General features: G+C 68.2%; 26 protein-coding genes. 14 read left to right on the forward strand and 12 right to left on the reverse strand.

Features of this window, described 5'->3' with window-relative positions; all coding sequences use genetic code 11:
* Positions 1 to 45: 45 nt before the first annotated feature.
* Positions 46 to 1,872 carry a DEAD/DEAH box helicase gene (locus tag BM172_RS07165; RefSeq protein ID WP_051548918.1) on the reverse strand — a complete coding sequence of 609 codons (1,827 nt, stop codon included), beginning with the start codon at positions 1,870 to 1,872 and terminating at the stop codon, positions 46 to 48.
* Positions 1,873 to 2,053: 181 nt separating this feature from the next.
* Here BM172_RS07165 and BM172_RS07170 point away from each other — a divergent pair, with 181 nt between their 5' ends.
* The gene (locus BM172_RS07170) at positions 2,054 to 2,521 is read left to right on the forward strand and encodes a VOC family protein (protein ID WP_026636191.1); all 468 of its coding nucleotides are present in this window, start codon (positions 2,054 to 2,056) and stop codon (positions 2,519 to 2,521) included.
* On the opposite strand, the gene BM172_RS07175 is transcribed toward BM172_RS07170, so the two are convergent.
* A complete protein-coding gene (locus BM172_RS07175) occupies positions 2,522 to 3,445 on the reverse strand; it encodes an oxygenase MpaB family protein (RefSeq protein WP_026636192.1) in 924 nt (307 codons plus the stop codon).
* A gap of 289 nt (positions 3,446 to 3,734) precedes the next feature.
* On the opposite strand from BM172_RS07175, the gene BM172_RS07180 reads away from it, so the two are divergent.
* Positions 3,735 to 4,832 (forward strand): 3-deoxy-7-phosphoheptulonate synthase, encoded by a 1,098-nt coding sequence (locus BM172_RS07180; protein ID WP_035323762.1) that lies wholly within the window; start codon positions 3,735 to 3,737, stop codon positions 4,830 to 4,832.
* A 52-nt stretch (positions 4,833 to 4,884) separates the two neighbouring features.
* On the opposite strand, the gene BM172_RS22465 is transcribed toward BM172_RS07180, so the two are convergent.
* The gene (locus BM172_RS22465) at positions 4,885 to 5,715 is read right to left on the reverse strand and encodes an intradiol ring-cleavage dioxygenase (RefSeq protein WP_051548922.1); all 831 of its coding nucleotides are present in this window, start codon (positions 5,713 to 5,715) and stop codon (positions 4,885 to 4,887) included.
* A gap of 135 nt (positions 5,716 to 5,850) precedes the next feature.
* Here BM172_RS22465 and BM172_RS07190 point away from each other — a divergent pair, with 135 nt between their 5' ends.
* Together BM172_RS07190 and BM172_RS07195 are read left to right on the forward strand one after the other, a co-directional pair.
* Positions 5,851 to 6,141, forward strand: a complete 291-nt coding sequence (locus tag BM172_RS07190) for a GNAT family N-acetyltransferase (RefSeq protein ID WP_026636194.1) — start codon at positions 5,851 to 5,853, stop codon at positions 6,139 to 6,141.
* 43 nt (positions 6,142 to 6,184) lie between these two features.
* Positions 6,185 to 6,862 carry a DUF1345 domain-containing protein gene (locus BM172_RS07195; protein ID WP_026636195.1) on the forward strand — a complete coding sequence of 226 codons (678 nt, stop codon included), beginning with the start codon at positions 6,185 to 6,187 and terminating at the stop codon, positions 6,860 to 6,862.
* Between the two features lie 127 nt (positions 6,863 to 6,989).
* Here the strand turns inward: BM172_RS07195 and BM172_RS07200 are convergent, their stop codons facing one another.
* Positions 6,990 to 7,472, reverse strand: a complete 483-nt coding sequence (locus tag BM172_RS07200) for a YajQ family cyclic di-GMP-binding protein (protein WP_026636196.1) — start codon at positions 7,470 to 7,472, stop codon at positions 6,990 to 6,992.
* A gap of 86 nt (positions 7,473 to 7,558) precedes the next feature.
* On the opposite strand from BM172_RS07200, the gene BM172_RS07205 reads away from it, so the two are divergent.
* Both BM172_RS07205 and BM172_RS07210 read left to right on the forward strand, forming a co-directional pair.
* Positions 7,559 to 8,737 carry a BaiN/RdsA family NAD(P)/FAD-dependent oxidoreductase gene (locus BM172_RS07205; protein ID WP_026636197.1) on the forward strand — a complete coding sequence of 393 codons (1,179 nt, stop codon included), beginning with the start codon at positions 7,559 to 7,561 and terminating at the stop codon, positions 8,735 to 8,737.
* Between the two features lie 76 nt (positions 8,738 to 8,813).
* Positions 8,814 to 9,692 carry an NAD(P)-dependent oxidoreductase gene (locus BM172_RS07210; protein WP_026636198.1) on the forward strand — a complete coding sequence of 293 codons (879 nt, stop codon included), beginning with the start codon at positions 8,814 to 8,816 and terminating at the stop codon, positions 9,690 to 9,692.
* On the opposite strand, the gene BM172_RS07215 is transcribed toward BM172_RS07210, so the two are convergent.
* Together BM172_RS07215 and BM172_RS07220 are read right to left on the reverse strand one after the other, a co-directional pair.
* Positions 9,689 to 10,183, reverse strand: a complete 495-nt coding sequence (locus BM172_RS07215) for a YaiI/YqxD family protein (RefSeq protein ID WP_026636199.1) — start codon at positions 10,181 to 10,183, stop codon at positions 9,689 to 9,691. The two genes, BM172_RS07210 and BM172_RS07215, sit on opposite strands and share 4 nt — an antisense overlap.
* On the reverse strand, positions 10,180 to 11,079 hold the full coding sequence (locus tag BM172_RS07220; RefSeq protein WP_026636200.1) for a PhzF family phenazine biosynthesis protein: 900 nt from the start codon (positions 11,077 to 11,079) through the stop codon (positions 10,180 to 10,182). Before BM172_RS07220 ends, BM172_RS07215 begins: the two co-directional genes overlap by 4 nt.
* A 136-nt stretch (positions 11,080 to 11,215) precedes the next feature.
* Between BM172_RS07220 and BM172_RS07225 the strand changes: the two genes are divergently transcribed.
* From BM172_RS07225 to BM172_RS07240, 4 genes are all read left to right on the forward strand, one after another.
* On the forward strand, positions 11,216 to 11,821 hold the full coding sequence (locus tag BM172_RS07225) for a rhomboid family intramembrane serine protease (protein ID WP_026636201.1): 606 nt from the start codon (positions 11,216 to 11,218) through the stop codon (positions 11,819 to 11,821).
* 103 nt (positions 11,822 to 11,924) lie between these two features.
* Entirely contained in the window at positions 11,925 to 12,302 is a 378-nt protein-coding gene (locus tag BM172_RS07230; protein WP_035323764.1) for a hypothetical protein, read from the forward strand.
* A gap of 103 nt (positions 12,303 to 12,405) precedes the next feature.
* Positions 12,406 to 13,434, forward strand: coding sequence for an aminopeptidase (locus BM172_RS07235; protein WP_026636202.1), 1,029 nt, complete (start codon positions 12,406 to 12,408; stop codon positions 13,432 to 13,434).
* A 104-nt stretch (positions 13,435 to 13,538) separates the two neighbouring features.
* A complete protein-coding gene (locus BM172_RS07240) occupies positions 13,539 to 14,807 on the forward strand; it encodes a dicarboxylate/amino acid:cation symporter (RefSeq protein WP_026636203.1) in 1,269 nt (422 codons plus the stop codon).
* Between the two features lies 1 nt (position 14,808).
* On the opposite strand, the gene BM172_RS07245 is transcribed toward BM172_RS07240, so the two are convergent.
* A complete protein-coding gene (locus BM172_RS07245) occupies positions 14,809 to 15,618 on the reverse strand; it encodes a cytochrome c (RefSeq protein ID WP_026636204.1) in 810 nt (269 codons plus the stop codon).
* A gap of 421 nt (positions 15,619 to 16,039) precedes the next feature.
* On the opposite strand from BM172_RS07245, the gene pncB reads away from it, so the two are divergent.
* A complete protein-coding gene (pncB, locus tag BM172_RS07250) occupies positions 16,040 to 17,233 on the forward strand; it encodes a nicotinate phosphoribosyltransferase (RefSeq protein WP_026636205.1) in 1,194 nt (397 codons plus the stop codon).
* 217 nt (positions 17,234 to 17,450) lie between these two features.
* On the opposite strand, the gene BM172_RS07255 is transcribed toward pncB, so the two are convergent.
* From BM172_RS07255 to BM172_RS07265, 3 genes are all read right to left on the reverse strand, one after another.
* Positions 17,451 to 18,254: a MetQ/NlpA family ABC transporter substrate-binding protein gene (locus tag BM172_RS07255; protein WP_026636206.1), complete on the reverse strand. Its 804-nt coding sequence runs from the start codon at positions 18,252 to 18,254 to the stop codon at positions 17,451 to 17,453.
* 140 nt (positions 18,255 to 18,394) lie between these two features.
* Positions 18,395 to 19,084: a methionine ABC transporter permease gene (locus tag BM172_RS07260; RefSeq protein WP_026636207.1), complete on the reverse strand. Its 690-nt coding sequence runs from the start codon at positions 19,082 to 19,084 to the stop codon at positions 18,395 to 18,397.
* Positions 19,081 to 20,091, reverse strand: coding sequence for a methionine ABC transporter ATP-binding protein (locus tag BM172_RS07265; RefSeq protein WP_026636208.1), 1,011 nt, complete (start codon positions 20,089 to 20,091; stop codon positions 19,081 to 19,083). Before BM172_RS07265 ends, BM172_RS07260 begins: the two co-directional genes overlap by 4 nt.
* Before the next feature lie 89 nt (positions 20,092 to 20,180).
* Here BM172_RS07265 and BM172_RS07270 point away from each other — a divergent pair, with 89 nt between their 5' ends.
* A complete protein-coding gene (locus tag BM172_RS07270; RefSeq protein WP_026636209.1) occupies positions 20,181 to 20,666 on the forward strand; it encodes a glutathione peroxidase in 486 nt (161 codons plus the stop codon).
* On the opposite strand, the gene dacB is transcribed toward BM172_RS07270, so the two are convergent.
* Both dacB and BM172_RS07280 read right to left on the reverse strand, forming a co-directional pair.
* Positions 20,651 to 22,222 carry a D-alanyl-D-alanine carboxypeptidase/D-alanyl-D-alanine endopeptidase gene (gene dacB / locus BM172_RS07275; RefSeq protein ID WP_051548925.1) on the reverse strand — a complete coding sequence of 524 codons (1,572 nt, stop codon included), beginning with the start codon at positions 22,220 to 22,222 and terminating at the stop codon, positions 20,651 to 20,653. The genes BM172_RS07270 and dacB overlap by 16 nt on opposite strands.
* Before the next feature lie 10 nt (positions 22,223 to 22,232).
* Positions 22,233 to 23,597 (reverse strand): MATE family efflux transporter, encoded by a 1,365-nt coding sequence (locus BM172_RS07280; protein WP_026636210.1) that lies wholly within the window; start codon positions 23,595 to 23,597, stop codon positions 22,233 to 22,235.
* Positions 23,598 to 23,757: 160 nt separating this feature from the next.
* Here BM172_RS07280 and BM172_RS07285 point away from each other — a divergent pair, with 160 nt between their 5' ends.
* Entirely contained in the window at positions 23,758 to 24,240 is a 483-nt protein-coding gene (locus BM172_RS07285; protein ID WP_026636211.1) for an FKBP-type peptidyl-prolyl cis-trans isomerase, read from the forward strand.
* A 96-nt stretch (positions 24,241 to 24,336) separates the two neighbouring features.
* The gene (locus tag BM172_RS07290; RefSeq protein WP_051548926.1) at positions 24,337 to 25,524 is read left to right on the forward strand and encodes an FAD-dependent oxidoreductase; all 1,188 of its coding nucleotides are present in this window, start codon (positions 24,337 to 24,339) and stop codon (positions 25,522 to 25,524) included.
* Positions 25,525 to 25,530 lie beyond the last annotated feature (6 nt).

The following is a 25,530-nucleotide window of genomic DNA, read 5'->3' on the forward strand; positions in this document are numbered from 1 at the left end:
CGTAGGTTGGGGTGAGCGCAGCGAACCCCAACAGGCGTTTCCAACCTACGCCAGTTGGGTCTGCACGTCGTTGATCGAGTTGCGGATGCGTGCGCTGAAGATCGAGTCGGCGTGATGGATCATCACCAGCCGCTCGGTGGCGCGGGTCATCGCCACGTAGAGCAGGCGTGCCTCCTCGGCTTCGTCCTTGCCCGGCATCGGCAGCGAGCCCAGGCCCGGGATGATCACCAGCGGGAATTCCAGGCCCTTGCTGGAATGCATGGTGACCAGCTTGACGGTGTCCTCGCCGGTGGCGAACAGCGCGCGCTTGCCGTCGCCCTCGGCCAGCGTGCTAGGCACCTCGGCGCGCTGCAGTGCCTCGTGCAGCCGTTCGCCCTCCCAGCGGTTGCGGAAGATCACCGCCATGTCGGCCAGCGGACGACCCAGCGTGCGTTCTTCGCGCAGGCGGTCGATGATCGCCGGCAGCTGGTCCTCGGTGCGCTCCACGCGGACCAGCTCGGGCAGGGCGCCGCGGCGGCCGGCGCTCTCGGGCGCGACCAGCGGCACGCCGTCTTCGTCGGCGTCGTCGTGGCCGAGCAGCAGTTCGTTGGCGAAGCCGCGCGCGACGGAGAGGATCTCCAGCGTGTTGCGGTAGTTGAGCTTGAGGATGGTGGTGCGGCCCTGCGCCTGCACGCCCAGGCTTTTCCAGCTCAGGCGCTTGCGGTCCGGCTTGCCGTAGATGTTCTGCGCGTCGTCGTACAGCACCAGCAGCGAGTTGGTGTTCGGATCGATCATCTGCACGATCAGCTTGTACCAGTCCGGCTCGAAGTCGTGGCCTTCGTCGATCAGCACGGCGCCGTACTGGAAGCGCGGGATCCGGCCCTTGTCCACGCCGTCGATCACGGCGGGCGGCAATGCATCGAAGAAGCCGCGGCCTTCCGGCGGCAGCGGCACGTGGTAGGCGCTGAGCATGGCGCGGCACCACTTGTGGAAGTTGTAGACCTGCACCTTGTCGCTCAGGCCCCGCTCGCCCATCAGCTGGTCCAGCCTGGCGGCCAGCGTCTTGTTGTAGCAGAGCACCAGGATCGGCTTGCTCAGCGCGCGCGCCAGGTGCATGGCGCGGAAGCCCAGAATCATGGTTTTGCCGGAGCCGGCCACGCCATGGATGATGCGGTGCTCGTCGCCGAGCGAGCGCGCCAGCTGTTCCTGCTGCGCATCCATCACCTTGATCAGGTCGGGAATCTCGACCTTCGCCACCGCACCGGCGGTGGAAGCATCGAACAGGCCGAACTGGCCGGAGCCGGGTTCCACGCGGATTTCCGGGAACAGGTGCCAGCGCACGCGATCGATCTGCGGCAAGGTCAGCGCGGTGGGGAAGACCTGCGGGTACATCGCCCACAGGCGCTCCTGGAAGATCTCCGCATCGACCGATTCGTACATCTCGTCCTGGCAGATCACCAGGTGCGCGGGGATCACCGCGTCCAGCCCGCCCGCGTCGAACTGCTTGCGGCTGATATTGGCCAGCACCACGCCGTAGCCCCACGGCATGATCAGCTTGCCCTCGTAATGATGGCCGGGCGGATGGCGCAGCGCCGGGTCGTGCTGCAACACCTTGTAGACCTCGCTGGCGCAGTCGCGCGCCTGCATCAGCGGGTTGTGCTCCTTCACGCTGGCGCGGCCGGTGAGCAGGGTGAACAGGGTCGGGTCGGCCTGCTGGATGGTGTCCGGCTTCCAGTCCTTCACCTCCAGCACGAGCAGGCCGCGGCGGGGATGGAACACGATGAAGTCCGGGCGGCGCTGGCGCGGGCCGATCGGCACGTCGTACCACAGCAGGTAGTCTTCCTCGAGCTTCTGCTCCAGGCGCTCGGAAAAGCGCTTTTCGCCGCTGGTCATCCGCGACAGGCAGCTGTTTCGGGTTGGAATGAGCGTCGCCACCTTCGCTTCCCTTCTTGCGTGTGGCGGCGACGTTAGCGGATCGCGGGTCCGTGTCAATTCGCGGTTGGCATGGCGGACCGCATGGGACGGGGCCTGGCGGAGGGTGCATGATGGCCGTTCCCACCCCAAGGAGCCTGCCATGGATGCCTCGTCCTTGCCCCAGATCCACGAGCTGTATCCCTACCTGCGCGTGCACGATGCGCGGGCCGCGCTGGCGTTCTACCAGCGCGTGTTCGGCGCCAGCGTCCGGCTGCGCCTGGACGAAGCGGGCACCGGCCGGATCGGCCATGCCGAGCTGGTGTTCGGCGAACACATGGTGCTGATGCTGTCCGACGAATATCCCGAGTACGGCATCGTCGGACCGAAGTCGGTCGGCGGCACCAGTATTACCTTGCACCTGCACGTGGACGATGCGGACCGCCTGATCGCCCGCGCGGTGGAGGCCGGCGCCGAGCTGGTGCGTCCGCCGGCGGATGCGTTCTACGGCGAGCGCGGCGGCACGGTGCGCGACCCGTTCGGGCACGAGTGGCTGATCGGCCATTCGATCGAAGAGGTCAGTCCCGAAGAGATGCAGCGCCGCTACGACGCGCTGATGGCCGGCGGCTGATCAGCCCCAGCGGTGCAGCGCTTCGGGCGACACGCCGACGCGCCGGCAGGCGCGGCTGGCGATACCGTCTTTGAGCGCGGCACGGAACAGCGGCGACATCGTCCGCAGCGTGCCCGCCGCGATCCGCGCGCGGGTGCGCTGCAACGGCGTGCGTTGCAGCAGCGCCTGCGCCCAGGGCGGCAGCAGGTCGGCGCCGGCGTACAGGAACAGGTCGCGCGACAGGCCTGCCGCCGGCACCGGCAGGCGTACCTTCGACAGGATCGCCAGCACGGTGCGCGAGCGATCGCCGTAGAGCAGCTGCGGCTGCACGCGTTCGAAGTATTCGCTCACCTGTGCCTGCGAGGCCGGCACGTCGCGCGCGCCCAGCGCTTCGGCGATGCGGCGCGCCTCGTCGTAGTAGCGATCGGCCGCATCCGGCGGCATGGCGATCCCGCTGAAACGGCGATAGCCCTCGAGGAAGCTGTGCGCCTCGGTGACGTGGACCCAGGTGAGCAGGTCCGGATCGTCCGCGGCATACGGCCGTCCGTCCTCGGCGGTGCCGATGACCTGGCCATGGATCCGCTTCACGTGCTCGATCAGCTGCTGCGCCTGCTCCCGCGGCGCGTACGTGGTGCCGCCGACGAAAGCGGTGGTGCGACGCAGGCGGCCGACCAGGTCTTCGCGGAAGTTGGAGTGGTCCCACACGCCGGCCAGGGCCAGCGGATGCAGGGTCTGCAGCATCAGCGCGGCCAGGCCGCCGGCGAGCATGCCGGGGAAGTCGCAGTGCACGCGCCAGGTGGCGCTGTCCGGCCCGAACAGGCCGGGGTCGCCGGCCGGGTGGTCGTAGTCGAGATGGCTGCTGCCCTGCCTGGGGAAGGCGCCGAGCACCCAGCGCCGGATCGAGGCCTGGGCGGGATGGGCGAGCAGCTGGATAGGCGAAGGCATGGCGCGGATTCTAGCGGGTGGCCATGCGGCGTTTGGATGTCCAAACGCGTTAGTTGCGAGCGCAACCGAAATTTCGGGGTTTGCATTCGCCGGATGCTGTGTTATCCATACACGCCATGACCTTCTCCTCCGCCCGCTATTACTTCTGGTTTTACGGCTATCCGATGCCGGCGGCGGAGGAAGAGGCGCGATCGTAAGCAGAACACGACCACTCTCCCGAAAAGCCGCCAGCCTCCACTGGCGGCTTTTTTCATGGCCGCCGCTGGAAACCCCACCCAGGAACCGAGCCATGACGCTGCCCCATACCGACGACCTGCGCATCCGCGCGATCACACCCCTGAGCACGCCCGCCGAGGTGATGCGCGACTGCCACGCAGGCGAGCTCGCGCTTGACACCGTGGCGCATGCGCGCGCCGCGGTGCACGACATCCTCGCCGGCCAGGACGACCGGCTGGTGGTAGTGATCGGGCCCTGCTCGATCCACGACACCGCCGCGGCGATGGAATATGCGCGGCGCCTGCTCGGCCAGCGCCGCCGCTTCGCCGATACGCTGGAAATCGTCATGCGCGTGTATTTCGAAAAGCCGCGCACCACCGTGGGCTGGAAGGGACTGATCAACGATCCGGACCTCGACGGCAGCTTCCGCATCGACAAGGGCCTGCGCCTCGCGCGCACCCTGTTGCGCGACATCAACCAGCTGGGCGTGCCGGCCGGTTGCGAATTCCTGGACATGATCACGCCGCAGTACATCGCCGACCTGGTGGCCTGGGGCGCGATCGGCGCGCGCACCACGGAAAGCCAGGTGCATCGCGAGCTGGCCTCGGGCCTGTCGTGCCCGGTGGGCTTCAAGAACGGCACCGACGGTAATGTAAAGATCGCGGTCGACGCGGTGCAGGCCGCGTCGCAGCCGCACCATTTCATGGCGGTGACCAAGGACGGCCGTACCGCCATCGCCAGCACCATGGGCAACGAGGATTGCCATGTGATCCTGCGCGGCGGCAAGCAGCCCAACTACGACGCGGCCAGCGTGGATGCCGCCTGCGAAGCGATCGCGCGCGGCGGGCTTTCGCCGCGGCTGATGGTCGACGCCAGCCATGCCAACAGCAGCAAGCAGCCCGAGAACCAGCCGCTGGTGATCGACGACATCGCCCTGCAGCTGGAAGACGGCGAGCGCCGCATCATTGGCGTGATGGTGGAAAGCCATCTGCTCGGCGGCCGCCAGGAGCTGGTGCCGGAACAGTCGCTGCGCTACGGCCAGAGCATCACCGACGGTTGCATCGACTGGAACGCTTCCGTCGGCGTGCTGGAACGCCTCGACGAGGCCGTGCGCCGCCGCCGCGCGGGTTCCGGCGTAGCGGGGCGGTTGCGGCAGGCCGTGGGTTGTTGAGCCTGGGTTGTTGGGTGTGGGTTGCTGAGCCGCGGGTTGTTGAGCCGCGTGCTCAGGAGCCTTCGCGGCTGGTCTGGCCGGGATCGACCGTAAGCGTGAGGCGTGCGCGCCACGGGCCTTGTTGGTGATCGCGGGTGATCGCTGCCACCGATTGCGCGCCATGCTGCGAGGCGTAGATGTCGTCCTGGTCGACGGTGGTGCGCGCGAGGCGTTCGCGCCGGTACGGCGCCGTCGCCATCGCGGCCCTGGTGTCTTCTTCGCGGAAGAACACTTGTCCGGTGTGCACGGTATGGCCGCCGCGATAATGGCCGTCCTGCACCATGCCGCCGACGTGCAGCTTCAGGTGGATGTGGTTGCAGCGTCCGGCGTAGTAGCCGGGAAAGATGGTGTGGAACGCCAGCTTGCCGCGCGCATCGGCAAGCTGCGCGCCGCGCAGGAAAGTCAGCGCATCGCTGGCCTGCGCATGCGGCGGATGGCCGCCGCCGGGGCGCGGACCGCCTGGAGGCATGGCGCCGCGCGGCGGCGGGCCGGGCGGGGGAGGCGGCATGCCGGGGCCGCCAGGACCGCCGCCGTGGTCGTGGCCGAAGCCCGAATACACGCCCTGCGCATCGCAATGCCAGATCTCCAGCGCGACATCTTTCAGCGGACGGCAAGTGCGGCTGTCGAGCACTTCGAATTCCAGCGTGAGCGGCAGGCCTTGCTTGCCCTCGGTGATGTCCTGGCGCAGCAGCGCGCGATCGAGGTAATACGGACCTTCCGTCTGCTCCGCGCTGAGCCGGCAGGCCGGCGCGCCGCCGGGCAGGGCGCGCACGCGTGCGAGCGGCAGCGCGGCGAGGCCGCCGAGGCAGGCCTGGACGAAGTGGCGGCGGTTCCAGACGGGCATGGATGGGGTTCTCCTGGGGCGGTGCAACAGGAACGCCCGAAGCGAAGTCATGGATGACAATCGCTGCGTGCCTTTCACGACCGCACGCACGCCGCGTGCCCTAAGCTGAGGACTTCATCCGTTCCGGCCAGCAATATGAGCTACGACATCCAGCATCAGCCCAACGAGCGCCGCTTTTCAACCTCGGTCGACCTGGAACTATGCGTGCTCGACTACACGCTGTCGCCCACGCCATCGGGAGAAGTGATGACGATCACCCACACCGAAGTGCCGCCGCCGCTGGAAGGTCGCGGCATCGCCTCGGCCCTGGTGAAAGCCGCACTGGATCATGCGCGGGAGCAAGGCTGGAAGGTGCGGCCCGCATGTTCCTACGCCAATGCCTGGATGCGTCGTCATCCGGACTACGAAGACCTGCGCGCGGGCTGACGTCATCGCTATCATCGCGGTCGCCCATCTCCAGGAGGACGCGATGAACAGCACAGCCCACGCCAAGGCCAGGCCCAGGACGCACCGGCGTTTCCACTACCTGCGCGCGCGGCCGCGCCTGATGCTGTCGATGGCGATCTTCGCCGCCGCGCTGGCCGGCCTGCTCGCTTGTGGGACGCGCGCATCGATGGCGCTGCTGCTGGCCTTCGATCTGGCGGCGCTGGTCTATCTGAGCCTGCTCGCCGTGCTGTTCGGCCGCGCCAGTCCGGAACTGATGCGCTGCCAGGCACGCGCGCAGGACACCGGGCGCTGGGGTTTCCTGTGGAGCGCCATCATCCTCACTGCCGTAGTGATGGTGGCGCTGGGTGCCGAGCTGCATGGCGGCGCGGAAGGCGGCATGGCTTCCATCGCGCTGGCCGCGGGCAGCATCGTGCTGTCGTGGCTGTTCATGAACACCATGTTCGCCATGCATTACGCGCATGGCTATTACGGCGACTTCGGCAAGAAGCACGAAGGGTTGCAGTTTCCCGAAACGCCGGAGCCGGACTACTGGGACTTCGCGTACTTCGCCATCGTGATCGGCATGACCTTCCAGGTGTCGGACGTGCAGATCACCAGCCGCTACCTGCGCCGCGTCGCGCTGCTGCACAGCGTGATCGCGTTCTTCTTCAACGTGTTCATCATTGCGTTGAGCGTGAACGTGGTGGCGGGCAAGGCCTGAAGGCGTCGAACGAACGCGGAGTAGGTTGGGGTGAGCCGCAGGCGAACCCCAACATTGCGGGGCACATGAAAGTGGCGATGTTGGCGTTCGCCTGCGGCTCACCCCAACCTACGCCAGGCGGTGGAGGTCAGTCGCGGAAATTGTCGAACTGCAACGGCAACTCCACCTCCGCCTTGCGCAATACCTGCATCGCCAGCTGCAGGTCGTCGCGTTTCTTCCCGGTCACGCGCAGCTTGTCGCCGTTGATCTGCGCCTCGACCTTCAGCTTGGCCTCCTTCAGCGACGCCACCAGCTTCTTCGCCACCGGCTGCTCGATGCCCTGCTTGACGGTGATCTTCTGGCGCGAGCCGCCCAGGTTGGTCTCCGGATCGGCCACGTCCAGTGCACGCACGTCGATCTTCCGCGACACCAGCCGCCCGCGCAGGATGTCCAGCATCTGCTCCAGCTGGAATTCGCTCGGCGCGCGCTGGGTGATCACGAACTCCTCCAGCTCGAACTTGGCGTCGGTACCTTTGAAGTCGAATCGGTTGGCCAACTCGCGGTTGGCCTGGTCGACGGCGTTGGTGAGTTCGTGCTTGTCGACTTCGGAAACTACGTCGAAGGAAGGCATGGATGCATCTCGCAAGTGGAAACCGGTGGGGAAGTGTACGCGGGTAGGGGATAATCCGTCCCCTTGCAGCTAGGGCGGGTGATGGCGTGAAGGTAGACGTACTGGTGATCGGCGCGGGCGCGGCCGGCCTGATGTGTGCGATCGCGGCGGGGCAGCGCGGGCGCAGCGCGCTGGTGGTCGACCATGCCAACAAGCCGGGCAAGAAGATCCTGATGTCCGGCGGCGGGCGCTGCAATTTCACCAACCTGGGCGTGACGCCGGCGCAATACCTCTGCGCCAATCCGCATTTCGCCAAGTCCGCGCTGGCGCGCTACACGCCGGCGGACTTCATCGCGCTGGTGGAAAAGCACCGCATCGCCTATCACGAGAAGGAACTGGGCCAGCTGTTCTGCGACGAATCGTCCAAGCTGATCGTGCGCATGCTGCTGGACGAATGCGCGGCGGCCGGGGCGAAGGTCGAAACCAGCTGCGCGGTAGAGCGAGTGCGCAAGACCGAGGAGGGTTTCGCCGTGCACACCGCGCGTGGCGAAGTGCATGCGCAATCGCTGGTGGTCGCCAGCGGCGGCCTGTCGATTCCCAGCATGGGCGCCACCGGCTTCGGCTATGAACTGGCGCGGCAGTTCGGACATAACGTGCTGCCGACCCGCGCCGGCCTGGTGCCGCTGACCTTGAGCGGCAAGCACCAGGAGCGCTACCAGGATCTGTCGGGCCTGGCCTTGCCGCAGGTAGAGACCCGCGTAGGCAAGCGCCGCTTCCGCGCCGGCCTGCTGTTCACCCATCGCGGCGTCAGCGGACCGTCGATCCTGCAGATTTCCTCGTACTGGCAGCCCGGCGACGATCTGCGCATCGACCTGTTGCCCGACCAGGATGCGGCGGGTTGGCTGCAGGCTCAGCGCGACACGCGCCCGGCGATGGAGCTGAAGAACGTGCTCGCCGACCTGCTGCCGCGCCGCCTGGCGCAGCGCCTGTGCGAGCTGTGGTTCGAAAGCCGGCCAATGAAGCAGTACCGCCCGGCCGAACTGGACGCGATCGCCGCGCAGCTACGCGACTGGCCGCTGGTCGCCAGCGGTACCGAGGGCTACCGCACGGCCGAGGTGACGCTGGGCGGTGTCGATACCGACGGCCTGTCGTCCAGCACCATGCAATCGAAGCTGGTGCCGGGCTTGTACTTCATCGGCGAGGTCGTGGACGTGACCGGTTGGCTGGGTGGCTACAACTTCCAGTGGGCATGGGCCTCGGGCCAGGCCGCGGGGCAGGCGGCCTGAGTCACGTTCCATCCACCCGGCGTGGCGCACGGTGGCGCGTCTGCTTTTTCGTATTCCCGTGTTTGAGGAGCTATCCATGAAAGTCGGTTTCATCGGCCTCGGTGCCATGGGCAGCGCGATGGCCAGCAACCTGCTCAAGGCCGGCCACAGCGTGACGGTGTGGAACCGTTCGCCGGAGGCGACCGCGCCGCTCGCTTCGCTGGGCGCCAAGGTGGCCAGCACGCCGCAGCGCGCGGCGCAGGGCGAAGCGCTGTTCAGCATGCTGTCCAATGACCAGGCCGTGCGCGAGGTGGTGCTGGACAGCGGCCTGCTCGAGGAGATGGACAAGGGCACCGTGCACGTCAACCACGCCACCGTGTCGGTGGCCCTGGCGCGCGAACTGGCGTCGGCGCATGCGCAGCGCGGGTTGGATTACGTGGCCGCGCCGGTGTTTGGCCGGCCGGACGTGGCGGCGGCTGGCCGCCTCAATATCGTGGTCGCCGGCAAGCCGGCGGTGCTCGAACGCGTACGGCCCCTGCTCGAAGCGATGGGCAGTGCGATCTGGCCGATGGGCGAGGAGGCGGAGCGCGCCAACGTGGTGAAGATCGCCGGCAATTTCATGCTCGGCGCGGCGATCGAAAGCATGGCGGAGGCTTCGGCGCTGACCCGCGCGCATGGGGTCAGCGCGGGCGATTTCCTGCACGTGATGACCAGCACGCTGTTCGCCGCGCCGCCTTACCAGGGCTACGCCAAGCTGATCGCCGAGCAGCGCTTCAAGCCGGCCGGCTTCGCGCTGCCGCTGGGCTACAAGGACATCAACCTGGCACTGTCCGCCGCCGACGCCACGCGCGTGCCATTGCCGTTCGCCAGCGTGCTGCGCGACAGCCTGCTGGAGACGCTGGCGCTGGGCGACGAGGACGTGGACTGGTCGGCGCTGGCGATGGTGGCCGCGCGCCGCGCCGGCTTGAAGGACTAAGGAGTAGCCTTGCGCGCCTGCCGCAGGCGTGCCAGCCAGCCATCGAGCTGGTTGGCGAACGCCTGCTTGTCACGCGGATGGAACGCGGCCGGGCCGCCGGTATCGACGCCCGCGCCGCGCAATTCCTCCATGAAATCGCGCATCCCCAGGCGCTGGGCGATGGTATCGGGCGTGAACAGCTCGCCGCGCGGATGCACCGCCAGCGCGCCCTTGGCGATCACCTGGGCGGCCAACGGGATGTCCTGGGTCACCACCAGGTCGCCCGGCGCCACGCGGTTGGCGATTTCCGCATCGGCGACATCGAAGCCGCCGGGCACCTGGACGGCGCGCACGAAGCGCGAGGGCGGCGTGCGCAGGAACTGGTTGGCGACCAGGGTCACCTGCACCTGTTCGCGCTCGGCGGCGCGAAACAGGATTTCCTTGATCGCTACCGGGCAGGCGTCGGCGTCTACCCAGATGCGCGCATCCGCGTGGGCGGCGGGGAGTTTCACGCGTGCCCGTTCCAATGCAGCGTGCCATCGACCACCGTATGGGTGCGGCCGCCGATCCAGATCGTGCCGTCGATGATGCGCACGCGCAGGCTGGCATCGTGGCCGATCTCGCGGCCCTGGCTCACCGTATAGCCGGCGGCCAGCGGGCCGTGCGGCTCGGCGTGAGCGATATAGGCGGCGATCAGGCCATTGGCGGCGCCGGAAGCCGGATCCTCGACGATGCCGACACCGGCGGGGAAGGCGCGCACCACAAGCCCATACTCAGAAGGCATGTCGTCCGGATGCGCGGCGCGCGCGAACGCGCACAGGCCCAGGCTGTCGGTGGCGCGGGCCAGCGCGCCGATGGCGGCGTGGTCCGGCTGCCAGGCGCGCAGGCTGGCTTCGTCGGCGCATTCGGCCAGCCACCAGTGGCGGCCGCCGGCGACATAGGCGGGCGGCAGCGCGCCTAGCCCGATGCCGGACAAGGCGGCGGCGAGCAGCGGATGCGCGTCGGCGCCGGTTTTCTCAACCGTGGCATGCGGCGATTGCAGAAGTAACTGTCGCGCTTCGCCCGCGTCTTCAATGCGGATCGGCAGCACCCCGGCGCCGCATTCCTGCCACAGCACGCCGTCACGCGGCGTGGCCAGGCCGCATTCGAGCACGGCATGCGCGCTGCCTATGCTGGGATGGCCGGCGAAGGGGATTTCCTTGTGCGGGGTGAAGATGCGCACGCGATAGCTGGCGTCCGGCGTCGACGGCGGCAGCAGGAAGGTGGTCTCGACCAGGTCGGTCCAGCGGGCGAAACGCTGCATCTGCGCGTCGCTCCAGCCGGTCGCGTCGGTGACGACGCCGAGGTGGTTGCCGCCGCCGTGGGAAGCGGCAAAGACGTCCAGATGCAGATAGCGGATGGGAGGCATGAGGGGAGGGTGTGGCGGGGGAAAGAAACGCGTAGCCGCGCATCATACGTGGCCGGACGCAGGCGGGCGAGGTCGACAAGGCGCCGCCGGGCGGCGAAGATGCGCGCTTTGCCGTACCCGCGGACGAGAACCGTACATGCTGATCACCCTGCTCATCATCGCCGTCACCTGCATCGTGTCCTTCGTGGCGTTCAACAACGCACGCCTGATGGACGACCTGATCCTGTGGCCGCCGGCGATCGAAAAGAAAAAGGAATACCACCGCCTGGTGACCTACGGCCTGATCCACGCCGACTTCTATCACCTGCTGTTCAACATGATCACGCTGTTCTTCTTCGGCCGCGCGATGGAGCCCAGGTACGCCGCGCACCTGGGCAGCACCGGCTTCCTGCTGTTCTACATCGGCGCGCTGGTGGTCTCGATCCTGCCGACCTTCCTGGCCAACCGGCACAACCCCAATTACCGCAGCCTGGGCGCTTCGGGAGCGGTGTCGGCGGTGCTGTTCGCTTTCATCCTGTGGATGCCGTGGGCACGCATGGTGGTATTCGTCATCCCGATGCCGGCGATCGTCTATGCGGTGCTGTACGTCGCCTATTCGATCTGGATGGACCGGCAGGGCACGGACAACGTCAACCACAGCGCGCACTTGTGGGGTGCGGCCTATGGCATCGCGTTCACCCTGATCATGCAGCCGGACCTGTTCTCACACTTCCTTAGCGAACTGGCGCGCCCGCGATTCTGAACGCGGCCGGCCCGGGTCAAACACCCGTGGCAGGTGGCAATCCGCTCAGTGGGCATTCAACGCGGCGGGCCTAGCGTGGTTTCATCAAACCGCGAGGTGCGCCATGAAACGCCTGCTTGCCGGCCTGACCCTGGTCGCCGCCACCGCGGCCCTGTCGGGTTGTTACTACGACCCTGGCTACAGCTACGTCCGCAGCTCCAGCTACGTGGGCGACGCGTATTACGGCTCGGGCCGCACGGTGGTCTACGACGACGGCTATTACGCGCCGACCTATTACAGCGGCGGCTACTACGGCTGCTGCTACGCCCCGCCGGTGACGGTGGGCATCAGTGGCGTGTGGTATGGCGGCGGTTCGCGCTGGCACGATCACGGCGGCCGCTACTACCGCGGCGGCGGCAACTGGCGTGGCGGCAACTGGAGCGGCCATCGCGGCAACTGGAGCGGCGGCCGCGGCGGCCACTGGAACGGGCACGGCCGCTGAGCCTGCCCTGGCCGGCTGAGGGCCGGCCCGGCACAATTCCCTGATGAGCTATCCGGGCAGGCGGTTGCCGCAACGATTGAACAGGCTCATCGCCCTCGCGGCGGTGGGCCTTTTGCTATCCGCCTGCGGCGGCCTGGGCTACTACGCGCATGTGGCGCATGGGCAGGGCGAGCTGCTGTTCAACCAGCGCGCGGTCGAGCGGGTGATCGCCGATCCGGCGACCAAGCCGGCCCTGGCCGGTCGCCTGGAGCTGGCGCAGCAGGCGCGCCGCTTCGCCTCGCTCCGGCTGGGCTTGCCCGACAACCGCAGTTACACGCGCTATGTGGCACTCGACCGCCCCTACGTGGTGTGGAACGTGTTCGCCACGCCGCGCTATTCGGTGGATGCCGTGCGGCATTGCTTTCCGGTCGCCGGCTGCGTGGCTTATCGCGGCTACTTCGATGAAGCCAGGGCCAGGGGCGAGGCGGCGCGGTTGAAGGCGGACGGCGACGATGTCTACGTCGGCGGCGTCTCCGCGTATTCCACCCTGGGCTGGTTCGCCGATCCGATCCTCAGCAGCATGCTGCGCTGGGACGACGACGAGCTGGCCGGCACCATCTTCCACGAGCTGGCGCACCAGCTGGTCTATGTGCGCGACGACAGCGCCTTCAACGAGTCCTTCGCCAGCTTCGTGCAGGAGCAGGGCCTGAAGGAGTGGCGCGCTTCGCGCAAGCTGCCGCCGCTGCTCGGGCACGAGCAGGCGGAGGAGGATGGCTTCACCCAGCTGGTGCTGGAACTGCGCGACCGCCTGCGCCAGGCCTACGCCAAGGGCGGCGACGAGGCCACGCTGGAAGCGGCCAAGCAGGCGGAGATCGCCGCCTTCCGCGAGCGCTACCGCCAATGGCGCGATACCAACTGGCCTGACCATCACCGCTACGACGCCTGGGTGGCCGCGCCGATCAACAATGCGCGCCTGCTGCCGTTCGGCCTCTACGACCAGTGGAAGCCGGCCTTCGCGGCGTTGTTCCGGCAGGCGGAAGGGCAGTGGCCGCTGTTCTATGCCGACGTGCGCCGCCTGGCGAAACTGTCGAAGGACGAGCGCGATCGCGAGCTGCGGCGTCTTGCCGCGGAAGTCCCGGCGGGGCCGGCCTAGCCGGCCTGGATCGTTCCCAAAAGGAAACGCTGTGTCGCCGTCTGGACGTCCAGACGGCCAATCCGGGTGTAAGGTCGGGGCTTTCGCGTGGTTGGAGAAGGCCCTTGAAGCTGGTGTCCTGGTGGCTCGGTATCCGTTTCTGGAAGCGCGTGCTGGCGGGCTTCGTGCTGGGTGCGCTGGCGGGCTGGCTGTGCGGGCCGGGCTCCGTGGCGTGGTTCCAGCCGCTGGGCGATGTCTATGTGGCGCTGATCAAGATGATCGCGGTGCCGCTGGTGTTCTTCGCGGTGGTCAACAGCGTGTCGAGCCTGCACGGCGTGCAGCGCATGGCGGCGCTGGGAGGGCGTACCTTCCTGTGGTTCGCGCTGACGGCGGCGCTCGCGGTGGGCGTGGGGCTGCTGGTTGGCCACCTGACCGATCCCGGCCTCGGCGTGGGCCAGTTGACCATGGCCGGCGACTACAAAGTGCGCGAAGTGCCGTCGGCGGTGAAGGTGCTGCTCGACGTGGTGCCGACCAACCCGTTCCGTGCCCTGTCCGAGGGCAAGATCCTCCAGGTGATCTTCTTCGCCGGCCTGCTCGGCCTGGCGCTGGTGAAGATCGGCGAGAAGTCCGCGCGCCTGCGCGAGCTGTTCGGCGAGGCCAACGACGCAATGATCCAGGTCACCCGCTTCGTGCTGGAGATGACGCCGATCGGCACCTTCGGCCTGATTGCCGCGCTGGTCGCCGGCTACGGCTTCGAAAAACTGCTGCCGCTGGGCAAGTTCGTGCTCGCCCTGTATGCCGCCTGCGCGGTGCAGATCGTGGTGGTCTACGGCGGCCTGCTGCTGGCACATGGCCTCAGCCCGCGCCGCTTCTTCCGTGGCGTGCTGCCGGCGATGCAGGTGGCTTTCACCTCGTCCTCGAGCTTCGCCTCGATGCCGGTCGCGCTGCGCAGCGTGACGCAGAACCTCGGCGTCTCGCCGGCCTATGCCTCGTTCGCCGTGCCGCTGGGCGCCAGCATCAAGATGGACGGCTGCGGCGCGATCTATCCGGCGATCAGCTCGATCTTCGTGGCGCAGTATTTCGGCCTGCAGCTGGAACCTGCGCAATATTTCGTGATCCTGCTGGCCTCGGTGCTCGGTTCGTTCGGCACCGCGGGCGTGCCGGGCACGGCGACGGTGATGGTCACCCTGGTGCTCAGCTCCGCGGGCCTGCCGGTGGAGGGCATCGGCTACCTGGTGGCGATCGACCGCGTGCTCGACATGATGCGCACCATGACCAACGTTACCGGCCAGATGCTGGTGCCGGTGCTGGTGGCGCGCGAGCAGGGGCTGCTGGATATGGACGTCTATCTGGGCGAGGCCGCGCCTGCGGGGTTGCAGGAGCCCGCGCGCTGACTCAGGGGCCGTGCTTGCGCCCGGCCATGTGGCGCAGATAGGCCAGCAGGGCATCCAGGTCGGCGTCGCTCAGCACCTTGGCGTCGAAGCCCGGCATCTTCGCCTGCGGCCAGTGGCGCAGCGCTTGCGGATCGCGCACGTAGGCGCGCAGCAGGTCGGCGCGCAGGTATTCGGTGGGGTTGTACGGCACGTTGAGATCCGGCCCCAGCCTGGCGTCACCCTGGCCGTTGAGCGTGTGGCAGGCCAGGCAGATGTGCTGGAACACCTCGAAGCCGCGCCGCTCGGGGCTGCCCGTGGCCAGCGCGGGATCGGGCGCCATGGCCGGGAAGCGCGCCGCCACCGCGTCGAGCTTGCGGATCGCGGCCAGCTGATAAGGCCATTGCTCCGGATTGACGCCGCCCGCCTCGGGGCGCGTCCACACCACATAGAACGGCCCGGCGCCCTGGCTCTTGCCGGGCAGGGCGGGCCAGGGCTGCTGCGGATCCTCGATCGCCAGCCAGGCCTCGGCGCCGTGGCCATCCAGGACCAGGGCCGCCGGCACCTCGGCCGCAAAGCCGTCGCTGGCGACGAACTGCAGATGGTCGCCAGCCGTCGCGCCGGCCAGCAGCGCCTTCAGCGGCACGGCGCGGTAGCGCATGGCGCGGCGGTAGGCGACGTCCTGCGGGATATCGATCGTGCGTGCATCCGGGCGCGTTGCCAGCTGGCTGCTTTCCAGCGTCTTCGCGCCATGGCCCAGGTCGATCTTCAGCTCGGCGGCGCCTGCGGGCAGGGCGGCAAGCAGGGCGAGCAGGCATAGAAGGCGCAGCAGCATCGGCGATTCTCGGGGTTGGCAAGCGGCGCATTGTGGCATGGCCCCGGAGCCCGGCATGGCCGTGAAAACAGACGGTTGCGATCGAAAACAAGATGCGGGATTTTGCCCGGGTTTTCCCGAAGCTGGCGGAAACCTGAACCGATCTAAATTCGCTCTTGAACTAAGCCGGGGGCGACCGCACTAATCACCCGTATCGCCGTGAGGCGAAATGAGATGGGGCAGAAGATCGCACCATCGGGGGCCGCCTCTTTTTCTCCCCCTCTTTGTAGAGGACGGCCTGACAAGACCCCGGTAGCTACTCCCCTGGCTACCGGGGTTTTCATTTTTCCGGCTCATGGTTTTTTCTCAGGCTCGCGTTTCGCCGCGAGGCGCGGGGATAATCGGCGACGGCTCGCGCCGCTCCTCCCCCTGTGGATCCCCGATGATCATCCGCTCGTTGCTGGACACCGACCTGTACAAGTTCTCGATGATGCAGGTGGTGCTGCACCACTATCCGGCCGCCCAGGTCGAATACCGCTTCAAGTGCCGCAACCCGGGCATCGACCTGGTGCCGTACATCGGGGAGATCCGCGCCGAGCTCGACGCGCTGTGCAGCCTGCGCTTCAGCGAGGACGAGCTGGCCTACCTGCGCTCGTGGCGTTTCATCAAGAGCGACTTCATCGATTTCCTCGGGTTGTTCCAGCTCAACGCCAAGTACGTAAGCATCGAACCGGCATCCAGCGGCAATGGCGAGATCGAGATCCGCATCGTCGGTCCGTGGCTGCACACCATCCTGTTCGAGGTGCCGCTGCTGGCCATCGTCAACGAGGTGTACTTCCGTAACGCCCATCCCGGCCTGGGCCTCGACGAGGGGCGCGAGCGCCTGCGCGACAAGATCGCCTTGCTGCGCGATACGCCCGGCTACGAAGGCTGCCGCATCGCCGACTACGGCACGCGCCGCCGCTTCTCGCGCGAATGGCACGCCGAAGTGGTGGAAGCGCTGCGCGACGGGCTGGGCCCGAAGCTGGCCGGCACCAGCAACGTCTGGCTGGCCTGGAAGCTGGGCCTGACCCCGCTGGGCACGCTGGCGCATGAGTACCTGCAGGCGCACCAGGCGCTGGGTCCGCGCCTGCGCGATTCGCAGGTGGCGGCGCTGGAAACCTGGGCGAAGGAATACCGCGGCGACCTCGGCATCGCGCTGTCCGATGTCTACGGCCTCAACGCCTTCCTGCGCGATTTCGACATGTACTTCTGCAAGCTGTTCGACGGCACCCGCCACGATTCCGGCGACCCGTTCGCCTGGGGCGAGCGCGTGCTGGCGCATTACCGCGCCAACCGCGTGGACCCGAGCAGCAAGGTGCTGGTCTTCAGCGACGGCCTGGACATCCCCAAGGTGATGCAGCTGTACGAGCACTTCCGCGGGCGCTGCCTGCTGGCCTTCGGCGTCGGCACCAACCTCACCAACGACGTGGGCCCGACGCCGCTGAACATCGTGATCAAGATGATCCGCTGCAACGGCCAGCCGGTGGCCAAGCTCAGCGATTCGCCGGGTAAGAACATGTGCGAGGACAAGGCCTACGTGACCTATCTCCGGCAGGTGTTCGAGATTCCCGTGCCGGTCGAAGAGGGGGCCTGAGAGACCGGCTGTAATTTGCTACACGCTCGTCATTCCGGCGCAGGCCGGAATCCAGTGCCAACACGCTAAATGGAGCGGATACGCCTAAAGATGCGCTCTTGAAGTTTATCGCGACAACCAAGCGCCATCGCCACTGGATTCCGGCCTGCGCCGGAATGACGAGCAAAGAAAACGCCGGGCACTGCCCGGCGTTTTCGCATGACGGAGAAGACGCCGCTCAGAACGCCGGCAACACCGCCCCCTGGTACTTCTGCTCGATGAAGGCCTTGATCTCGGGGCTGGTCAGCGCCTTGGCCAGCTTCTGCACGCGCGGGTCGTCCTTGTTGTCGGGACGGCCGACCAGGTAGTTCACATAGGGCGAGTCCTTGCCCTCGATCAGCAGCGCATCCCTGGTCGGATTGAGGCCGGCGGCCAGCGCGTAGTTGGTATTGATCAGCGCCAGGTCCACCTCGTCCAGCGTGCGCGGCAGCATCGCCGCTTCCAGCTCGCGGAACTTCAGGTGCTTGGGGTTGGCGGTGATGTCCTTCTGCGTGGCCAGCTCGTCGTTCGGGTCCTTCAACGTGATGATCCCGTGGCGCGCGAGCAGGAGCAGGGCGCGGCTGTTGTTGCTGGGGTCGTTCGGCAGGGTGACGGTGGCGCCGTCGGACAGCTCGGCGATGTTCTTGAGCTTGCGCGAGTAGGCGCCGAACGGCTCGATGTGCACGCCGGTAACGATGGTCAGCTGGGTGCCGCGCTGGCGGTTGAATTCGTCCAGGTAGGGCTTGGTCTGGAAGTAGTTCAGGTCGATGGCCTTCTCGGCCACCTGGGTATTGGGCTGTACGTAGTCGGCGAAGACCTTGATCTCCAGGTCCACGCCTTCCTTGGCCAGCAGCGGCTTGACCTGCTTGAGGATCTCCGCGTGCGGCACGGCGGTGGCGGCGACCACCAGTTTCTGGCCGCCGGCGGTGGCATCGCCGGAACCGGAGGACGAGCAGCCGGCCAGCGCGAGCAGGGCGGTCAGGGCGGCGAGCAGCTTCTTCATGGGGCGGGATCCTTGTGCGACGCACCAGAATAGCCGTCTATATGCCTTTGAGGGAATAGGGAGTGGGGAATAGGGAATAGGGAAGAGCAAACACCGCCAGCTTGCAGCGCCGCTCTTCCTATTCCCTATTCCCGATTCCCTTATTGGCGATTCCCTGCAAAGCGGGCCACCACGCGGTCGCCGACCATCTGCAGCAGCTGCACCAGCACGATCAGCAGCACCACGGTGACGAACATGTAGTCCGACTTGTAGCTCAGGTAACCGTAGCGATAAGCCAGGTCGCCCAGGCCGCCGGCGCCGATCGCGCCACCCATGGCGGTATAACCGACCAGGGCGATGGCGGTGACCGTGGTGCCGGCGATCAGGCCGCCGCGGGCCTCCGGCAGCAGCACGTGGCGCACGATCTGCCAGGTGCTGGCGCCCATCGCCTGGCTGGCCTCGATTACGCCGCGCTGCACTTCGCGCAGCGCCGTCTCGACCAGGCGCGCGAAGAACGGTGCCGCGCCGATCACCAGCGGCGGGATCGCGCCGCGGATGCCGAGCTTGGTGCCGACCAGCACATAGGTCAGCGGCATCAGCACGATCATCAGGATGATGAAGGGAATCGAACGCAGGATGTTCACCACCAGCGACAGCGCCGCATACAGCTTGGGCATCTCGCGCAGCTGGCCCTTGCCGGTGAGATACAGCAGCACGCCCAGCGGCAGGCCGATCAGCACGGTAAGCGCGAGCGAACCGCCGAGCATCAGCAAGGTGTCGATGCAGGCGTGGCCGAGCTCGGCCCAGTCGTCGATGTTCGGAAACAGGCTTTGCAGCAGCGGCGCGCTCATCGGTTCAGTTCCTCGATCTCGATGCCGGCGGCGCGCAGCGCCACCAGCGCCTGGTCCACGCCGCTGCCCTGCATGGCCAGCGTGAGCTGGCCGTAGGGCAGGTCCTTGATGCGGTCGATGCGGCCGGCCAGGATGTTGAAGTCCACGCCGGTATCGCGCGCCACGCGGCCCAGCGCAGGCGTCCAGGTGGCTTCGCCGCGGAAGGACAGGCGCAGGATGCGGCCCGGCACATGGGTATACGGAGCCAGTTCGCCGGCGGCTTCCTCCGGCAGCGCTTCGTTGACGAAACGCCGCGTGGTCGGATGCCGCGGATGCAGGAACACGTCCGCCACCGCGCCGTGCTCGACGATGCGGCCGGCGTCCAGCACCGCCACGCGGTCGCACACGCGGCGCACCACGTCCATCTCGTGGGTGATCAGCACGATGGTGAGTTTCAGCTCGCGGTTGATCTCGGCCAGCAGTTCCAGCACCGAGGCGGTGGTCTGCGGATCCAGCGCGCTGGTGGCCTCGTCGCACAGCAGGATGGACGGCCGGTTGGCGAGCGCACGGGCGATGCCCACGCGCTGCTTCTGGCCACCCGAAAGTTGCGCGGGGTATTTGCTGGCATGCGCCTCCAGGCCCACGCGGCGCAGCAGCTCGTCCACTCGCGCCTTGATCTTGCCGGCGTCGGTTTCGCCGGCCAGGCGCAGCGGAAAGGCGATGTTGTCCGCCACCGTCTGCGAGCTGAGCAGGTTGAAGTGCTGGAAGATCATGCCGATGCGCCGCCGCTGCGCGCGCAGGGCGGCATCGCCCAGCGCGGTCATCTCGGTGCCGTCGATCAGGATGCTGCCGCCGCTGGGACGCTCCAGCAGGTTGATCAGCCGGATCAGCGTGGACTTGCCGGCGCCCGAATGCCCGATGATGCCGAACACCTCGCCGTCGGCGATGTCCAGGCTGAAAGGCTGCAGGGCGGGGATGTCCTTGCCGTCGACGCGGTAGGACTTGTGGACATCGACGAAGCGGATCACGACGGGCCTTGGACAGTGACCGGAAGCGGCATTCTATGCCAGCTGGACCGGGCGGCGTAGACTGCCGGGACCTCTACCGGAGCTTCGCCATGACCACGGCCTACGACTTCAGCGCGCGCGACATCGACGGCAACGAGCGCTCACTCGCCGAATGGCGCGGCAAGACCCTGCTGATCGTCAACGTCGCCTCCAAGTGCGGCTTCACACCGCAGTACGAAGGGCTGGAGCAGCTGTGGCGCGCCGGCCGCGACAAGGACCTGGTGGTGCTGGGCTTCCCCTGCGACCAGTTCGGCCACCAGGAACCGGGCGACGAGGCCGAGATCAAGAACTTCTGCAGCCTCAGCTACGACGTGACCTTCCCGATGTTCGCCAAGATCGAGGTCAACGGCGACGGCACGCATCCGCTCTACCAGTGGCTGAAGAGCGAGGGCAAGGGCATCCTCGGCAGCGAGTCGATCAAGTGGAACTTCACCAAGTTCCTGGTCGGCCCGGACGGCCAGGTGGTGAAGCGCTACGCGCCCACCGACACGCCGGCCAGGATCGGCAAGGACGTCAAGGTTCAGTTGGCCGGCTGAGCGGCCACCGCGCCGGTCTTTTCCGGCACCGGTGCCTGCGCCGGCAGCCCGGCCAGCATCTGCGCGATCGCATCGATGTCGCGGCTGGCGCTGGGTGCGCCGGCCGGCGGGTCGTAATTGTTGAGCATGATGGCGAAGGCCAGGCGCTCGCCGCCGGCGGTAGTGACGTAGCCGGCCATGCAGTGCACCAGCGACATGCTGCCGGTCTTGGCGCGCAGGTTGTTGTTGGCCGGCGTGTCGCGCATGCGCCACTGCAGGGTGCCGTCCACGCCGGCGATCGGCAGCGCATCGAATAGCACGTGCGCGTACGACTGCGCGGCGAGGAAGGACAGCAGGCGCGTCATCGAGGCCGGCGTGCTCAGGTCGCGGCGCGACAGGCCGGTGCCTTCCTCGATCACCGTGCTGCCCGGCGGCAGCCCCATCTGCTCCAGCAGCTGGCGCAGGCCGCGCAGGCCCCAGTTCTCGGTGGTGAGGAAGCCGGTCGGGGGCGACGCGGCCTGCATCGCCGCGGCCTGCGCGCGCACGCCGGCGATCAGCAGCAGGTTCTGCAGGTACAGGTTCTGCGAGCGCTTCAGGCCGCGCTGCACGATCTCGGCCAGCGGCGGCGATTGCACTTCGGCGATCAGCCTGGCGTCGTCGCGCAGCGCGTCGCTGTTCTGTGGCCAGTGCAGCGCGCGCACGCCGCCCTGCACGGCGACGCCGTGCCGCATCAGCGCGGCACGCAGTTGCTCGCCGGCGAGCAGGGCCGGGTCGAACACGGCGAGCTTGAAGCGCTGCGCCGTGCTGCGCGCGGCGATATGGCCGAAGGCGTACAGCGTGCGGTCGCCCGGCGCGCGGTAGAGATTGATGTCGTTGCGCACGCCGTGCGCACTGGTGGCGATGCGGTTGGCGACCTCGGGCAAGGCGTCGGCGGGATTCTGCGTGACCACCGCCGGCCGCCCTTCGGCGCCGGGCGCGACGGTCACGTCGACCTGGTTCTCCTGCACGCTCAGTGCGGAGGACGGCACGGCGAACCAGCTCTGCAGGTCCGCCGCTTCCCAGCCCGAGCCCATCGCCGGGCTGGCGAAATAGCTGTCGTCGGCGACGATGCCGCCCTTGACCGTGCGGATGCCGCGCGCGGCCGCCTGCTGCGCCATGCGGTCCGCCCAGTCCGCGGTCGACGCATCCGCACCCAGGGTGGGATCGCCCATGCCGTAGAGCAGCAGCGGGCCGTCCAGCACGCCGTTGCGCACGTGCTCGTGAGCGAGCAGGCGGGTCGGGATGCGGTAGTCCGGGCCCAGCTCGCTCAGTGCCAGCGCGGCGGTGAACAGCTTGGCGGTGGACGCGGTCTGGTACAGGCGATCGCCGTCGTGCTCGTAGAGCGTGCGGCCGGTGTCCAGCGAGACCACCGCGATGCCCCAGCGCGCGCCGGCAAAGCGCGGCTGCGCGATCTGCGCTTCGATGCGGGAGGCCAGCGACAACGCTTCGCCGGCGTGTGCCGCGGTGCCGAGCAGCAGCGCTGCGGCCACGGCGAGCAGGCGGCCAATCCTTGGGCGGTCAGTCAGGATGTCCTTCATGCCGCGCAGTTTACGCAGCCTCGTGCAGGCGTGGCAGCGGCGCGATCCACGCGCCGCGCCGGCGCAGCTCCCAGGCGATCCAGCCCAGTCCGGCGCCGCGCACCGCCATGAAGGCGAGAAACGCCAGCCACAAGCCGTCATTGCCCCAGCCGCGCGCGGCCCAGGCGAGCAGGGCGAACAGCGCCACCGCCACCAGCATGCCGTCGCGCATCTCCCGTCCGCGCGTGGCGCCGATGAACAGGCCATCGAGCAGATAGCTCCACACCGACACCACCGGCAGCGCGGCCAGCCAGGGCAGCGCGCCGTAGGCTACGGCGCGCACTTCCGGCAGGCTGGTCTGCACATTCACGAACAGATGGCCGGCGCCGGCGAACAGCAGCGCACAGGCCACGCTGCCCAGCAACGACCAACCGCCCGCCACCACCAGCGCGCGGCGCAGCGCCAGTGGATCGCGCGCGCCGATGGCGTGGCCGCACAGCGCCTCCACTGCATTGGCGAGGCCGTCCAGGCCGAACGCGGTCAGCATCAGCCCGTTGAGCAGCAGGGCGTTGGCAGCCACGGTGGCGTCGCCCAATCGCGCGCCGAGCAGCGAGATGCTGAAGAACACGCCTTCCAGCGCCAGCGTGCGGATGAAGATGTCGCGGTTGACCATCAGCAGTGGCCGCCAGTGCGCCCAGCCGCGCATTGCCTGCCAATCCACGCGGCCCGGCCAGCCATGCACGGCGCGGCGCGCGCACCACAGGCCATACAGGGCGCCGCACCATTCGCCGCAGGCCGAGGCCAGCGCGATGCCCGGCACGCCCCAGCCGAAGCCGGGCACGAACAGCAGGTTCAGCGCGATATTCACCAGGTTGGCCACCAGCAGCAGGGACAGCGTGGTGCGTGCGCGCTGCGCGCCGATGAACCAGCCGGCGAGTGCATAGTTGAGCAGCGCGGCCGGCAGGCCGAGCAGGCGCAGGTGCAGATAATCGAGGCCGCGCGCGGCCAGTGCCGGCGTGGCATGCATCTGGCCGATCAGCCACGGCAGCAGCGGCAGCATCAGCAAGCCCACGCCGATACCGAACACGGCGGCCAGCAGCAAGGCCTGGACCTGCACCGTGCGCAGCGCGATGCGATCGCCGGCGCCCTCGGCCTGCGCGGCGAAGCCGGTGGTGCCCATGCGCAGGAAGCCCAGACTCCACACCGGCAGCGCATAGATCGCGCTGCCGACCGCGACGGCGCCCAGGTCCTGCGTCTGCGGCAGATGGCCGGCCACCGTGCTGTCGACCAGCGCCACCAGCGGCACGGTGAGGTTGGACAGGATCATCGGCACGGCCAGCGCCCAGACCCGGCGATGGGTGGGGCGATGGCGCCAGGCGTCGAGCAGCTCGGACATGGGGCGGGCTTGAGGCGGGGATGTCGCGCAGAGTAGCGCCCCGCGGAAAACAGCGCATTGACGCCCAAGCTGGTAATCTTCCCGACCGTTGTCTCGCCGGTCCCCGTCACGCATGGGTCCGGACCGGCAGCTTCTTTCCTTTCCCCTTTGCGAGAACACCATGCAGATCGCCGAGCGCTCCGTTGCCTCCTTCCATTACACGCTGACCGACGACCAGGGTCAGGTCCTCGACAGCTCCGAAGGCCGCGAGCCGCTCACCTATCTGCACGGCGTGGGCCAGATCGTGCCCGGCCTGGAGAAGGCGATGACCGGCCGCCAGGCCGGCGACCAGTTCAAGGTCGACGTCGCGCCGGAAGAAGGCTACGGCGTGCACCATGCCGAACTGACCCAGTCGGTGCCGCGCGAAGCGTTCCAGGGCGTGGACGACATCCAGCCGGGCATGCAGTTCCAGGGCCACGGCCCGCAGGGTGTCATCAACGTCACCGTCACCGCGGTCGACAACGACACCGTGCATATCGACGGCAACCATCCGCTGGCCGGCAAGACGCTGCACTTCGCCGTCGAGGTGACCGACGTGCGCCAGGCCACCGAGGAAGAGCTGGCCCACGGCCACGTCCACGGCGAAGGCGGCCACGAGCACTGAGCCATGACACGCGCCGGCCCGGTTTCGACCGGGCCGGCTTTTTTGTGGGCGTTTCGCACGGCGCGCCCCAACCGCTCGCTCAAGGATCGAGTCGCCATGCAGGCACCCCTGCGCATCGCGATCGTCGGCTATGGCGCCGCCGGCCAGGCCGTCGCGCTGTTTCTCTCTGCGCAGGGACATGCGCTGAGCGTGTTCGAGCAGGCGGCCACGCCCGGCCCGGTCGGCGCCGGGTTCCTGCTGCAGCCCACCGGCCTGGGCGTGCTGTCGCGCCTGGGTCTGCACGAAGGCGCGCTGGCGCAGGGGCAGCGCATCGAGCGCCTGCACGGCGAGAATCGCCGCGGCCGGCGCGTGATGGACATGCGCTATGCCGACCATGCGCCGGCGTGTTTCGGGCTGGGCCTGACCCGCGGTTCCTTGTTCACCCTGCTGCGCGATGCGTATGACGATGCCGGGCGCATCCATACCGGCGTGTGCATCGAGGCAGTCGCTGACGATGGCGTGCACCTGCGCGACAGCAACGGCGGCATGCATGGGCCGTTCGACCTGATCGTCGTCGCCGACGGCGCGCACTCGCGCTTGCGGCGCCATTTGCCGCAAGCGCAGCGGCGGCGTGAAGCGGTCTATCCGTGGGGAGCGATGTGGTGCCTGCTGCCGGCCGGCGACTGGCCGCATGGCAACGAGCTGCGCCAGCGCTATGCCGGTACGCGCGAGATGATCGGGTTGCTGCCGGTGGGGCGGCGCGCCGATCGCGACGGGGATTGGCTCACCTTCTTTTTCAGCCTGCCGGGCGAGCAGGTGGACGGTTTCGATGGCGCGGCGCTGGAACGCCTGCGCGAGCGCGTGGCGGAGCTCTGGCCGGAGGCGTCGCCGCTGCTGGATGGCATCGATACGCCCGGGCAACTCCACCGCGCGCGTTATCGCGACGTGGCGCTGCGCCATCCCGTGCACGGCCGCGTGGTCTTCGTCGGCGACGCGGCTCATGCGATGAGCCCGCAGCTGGGACAGGGCGTGAACATGGCGCTGCTCGATGCGCAAGCGCTGGCCGATGCGCTGGCCGCGCATGTCACGCCCGAGGCGGCACTGCTCGATTACGCGCGGCAGCGGCGTAATCACCTGGCGGTGTACCAGCGCATCAGCCGCTGGCTGACGCCGCTGTTCCAGTCGGACCGCAACGGACTGGCCTGGTGGCGCGACCTGGCCTTCCATCCGCTGAGCCGCCTGCCGCTGGCGCGCGTCCAGACGCTGAAAATCCTCACCGGCACGAAAAAGGCCTGGTGGCGCTGACCACCA

The sequence above is a fragment of the Dyella marensis genome (genome assembly GCF_900112865.1).
GTDB classification, from domain to species: Bacteria; Pseudomonadota; Gammaproteobacteria; order Xanthomonadales; family Rhodanobacteraceae; genus Dyella_D; species Dyella_D marensis_A.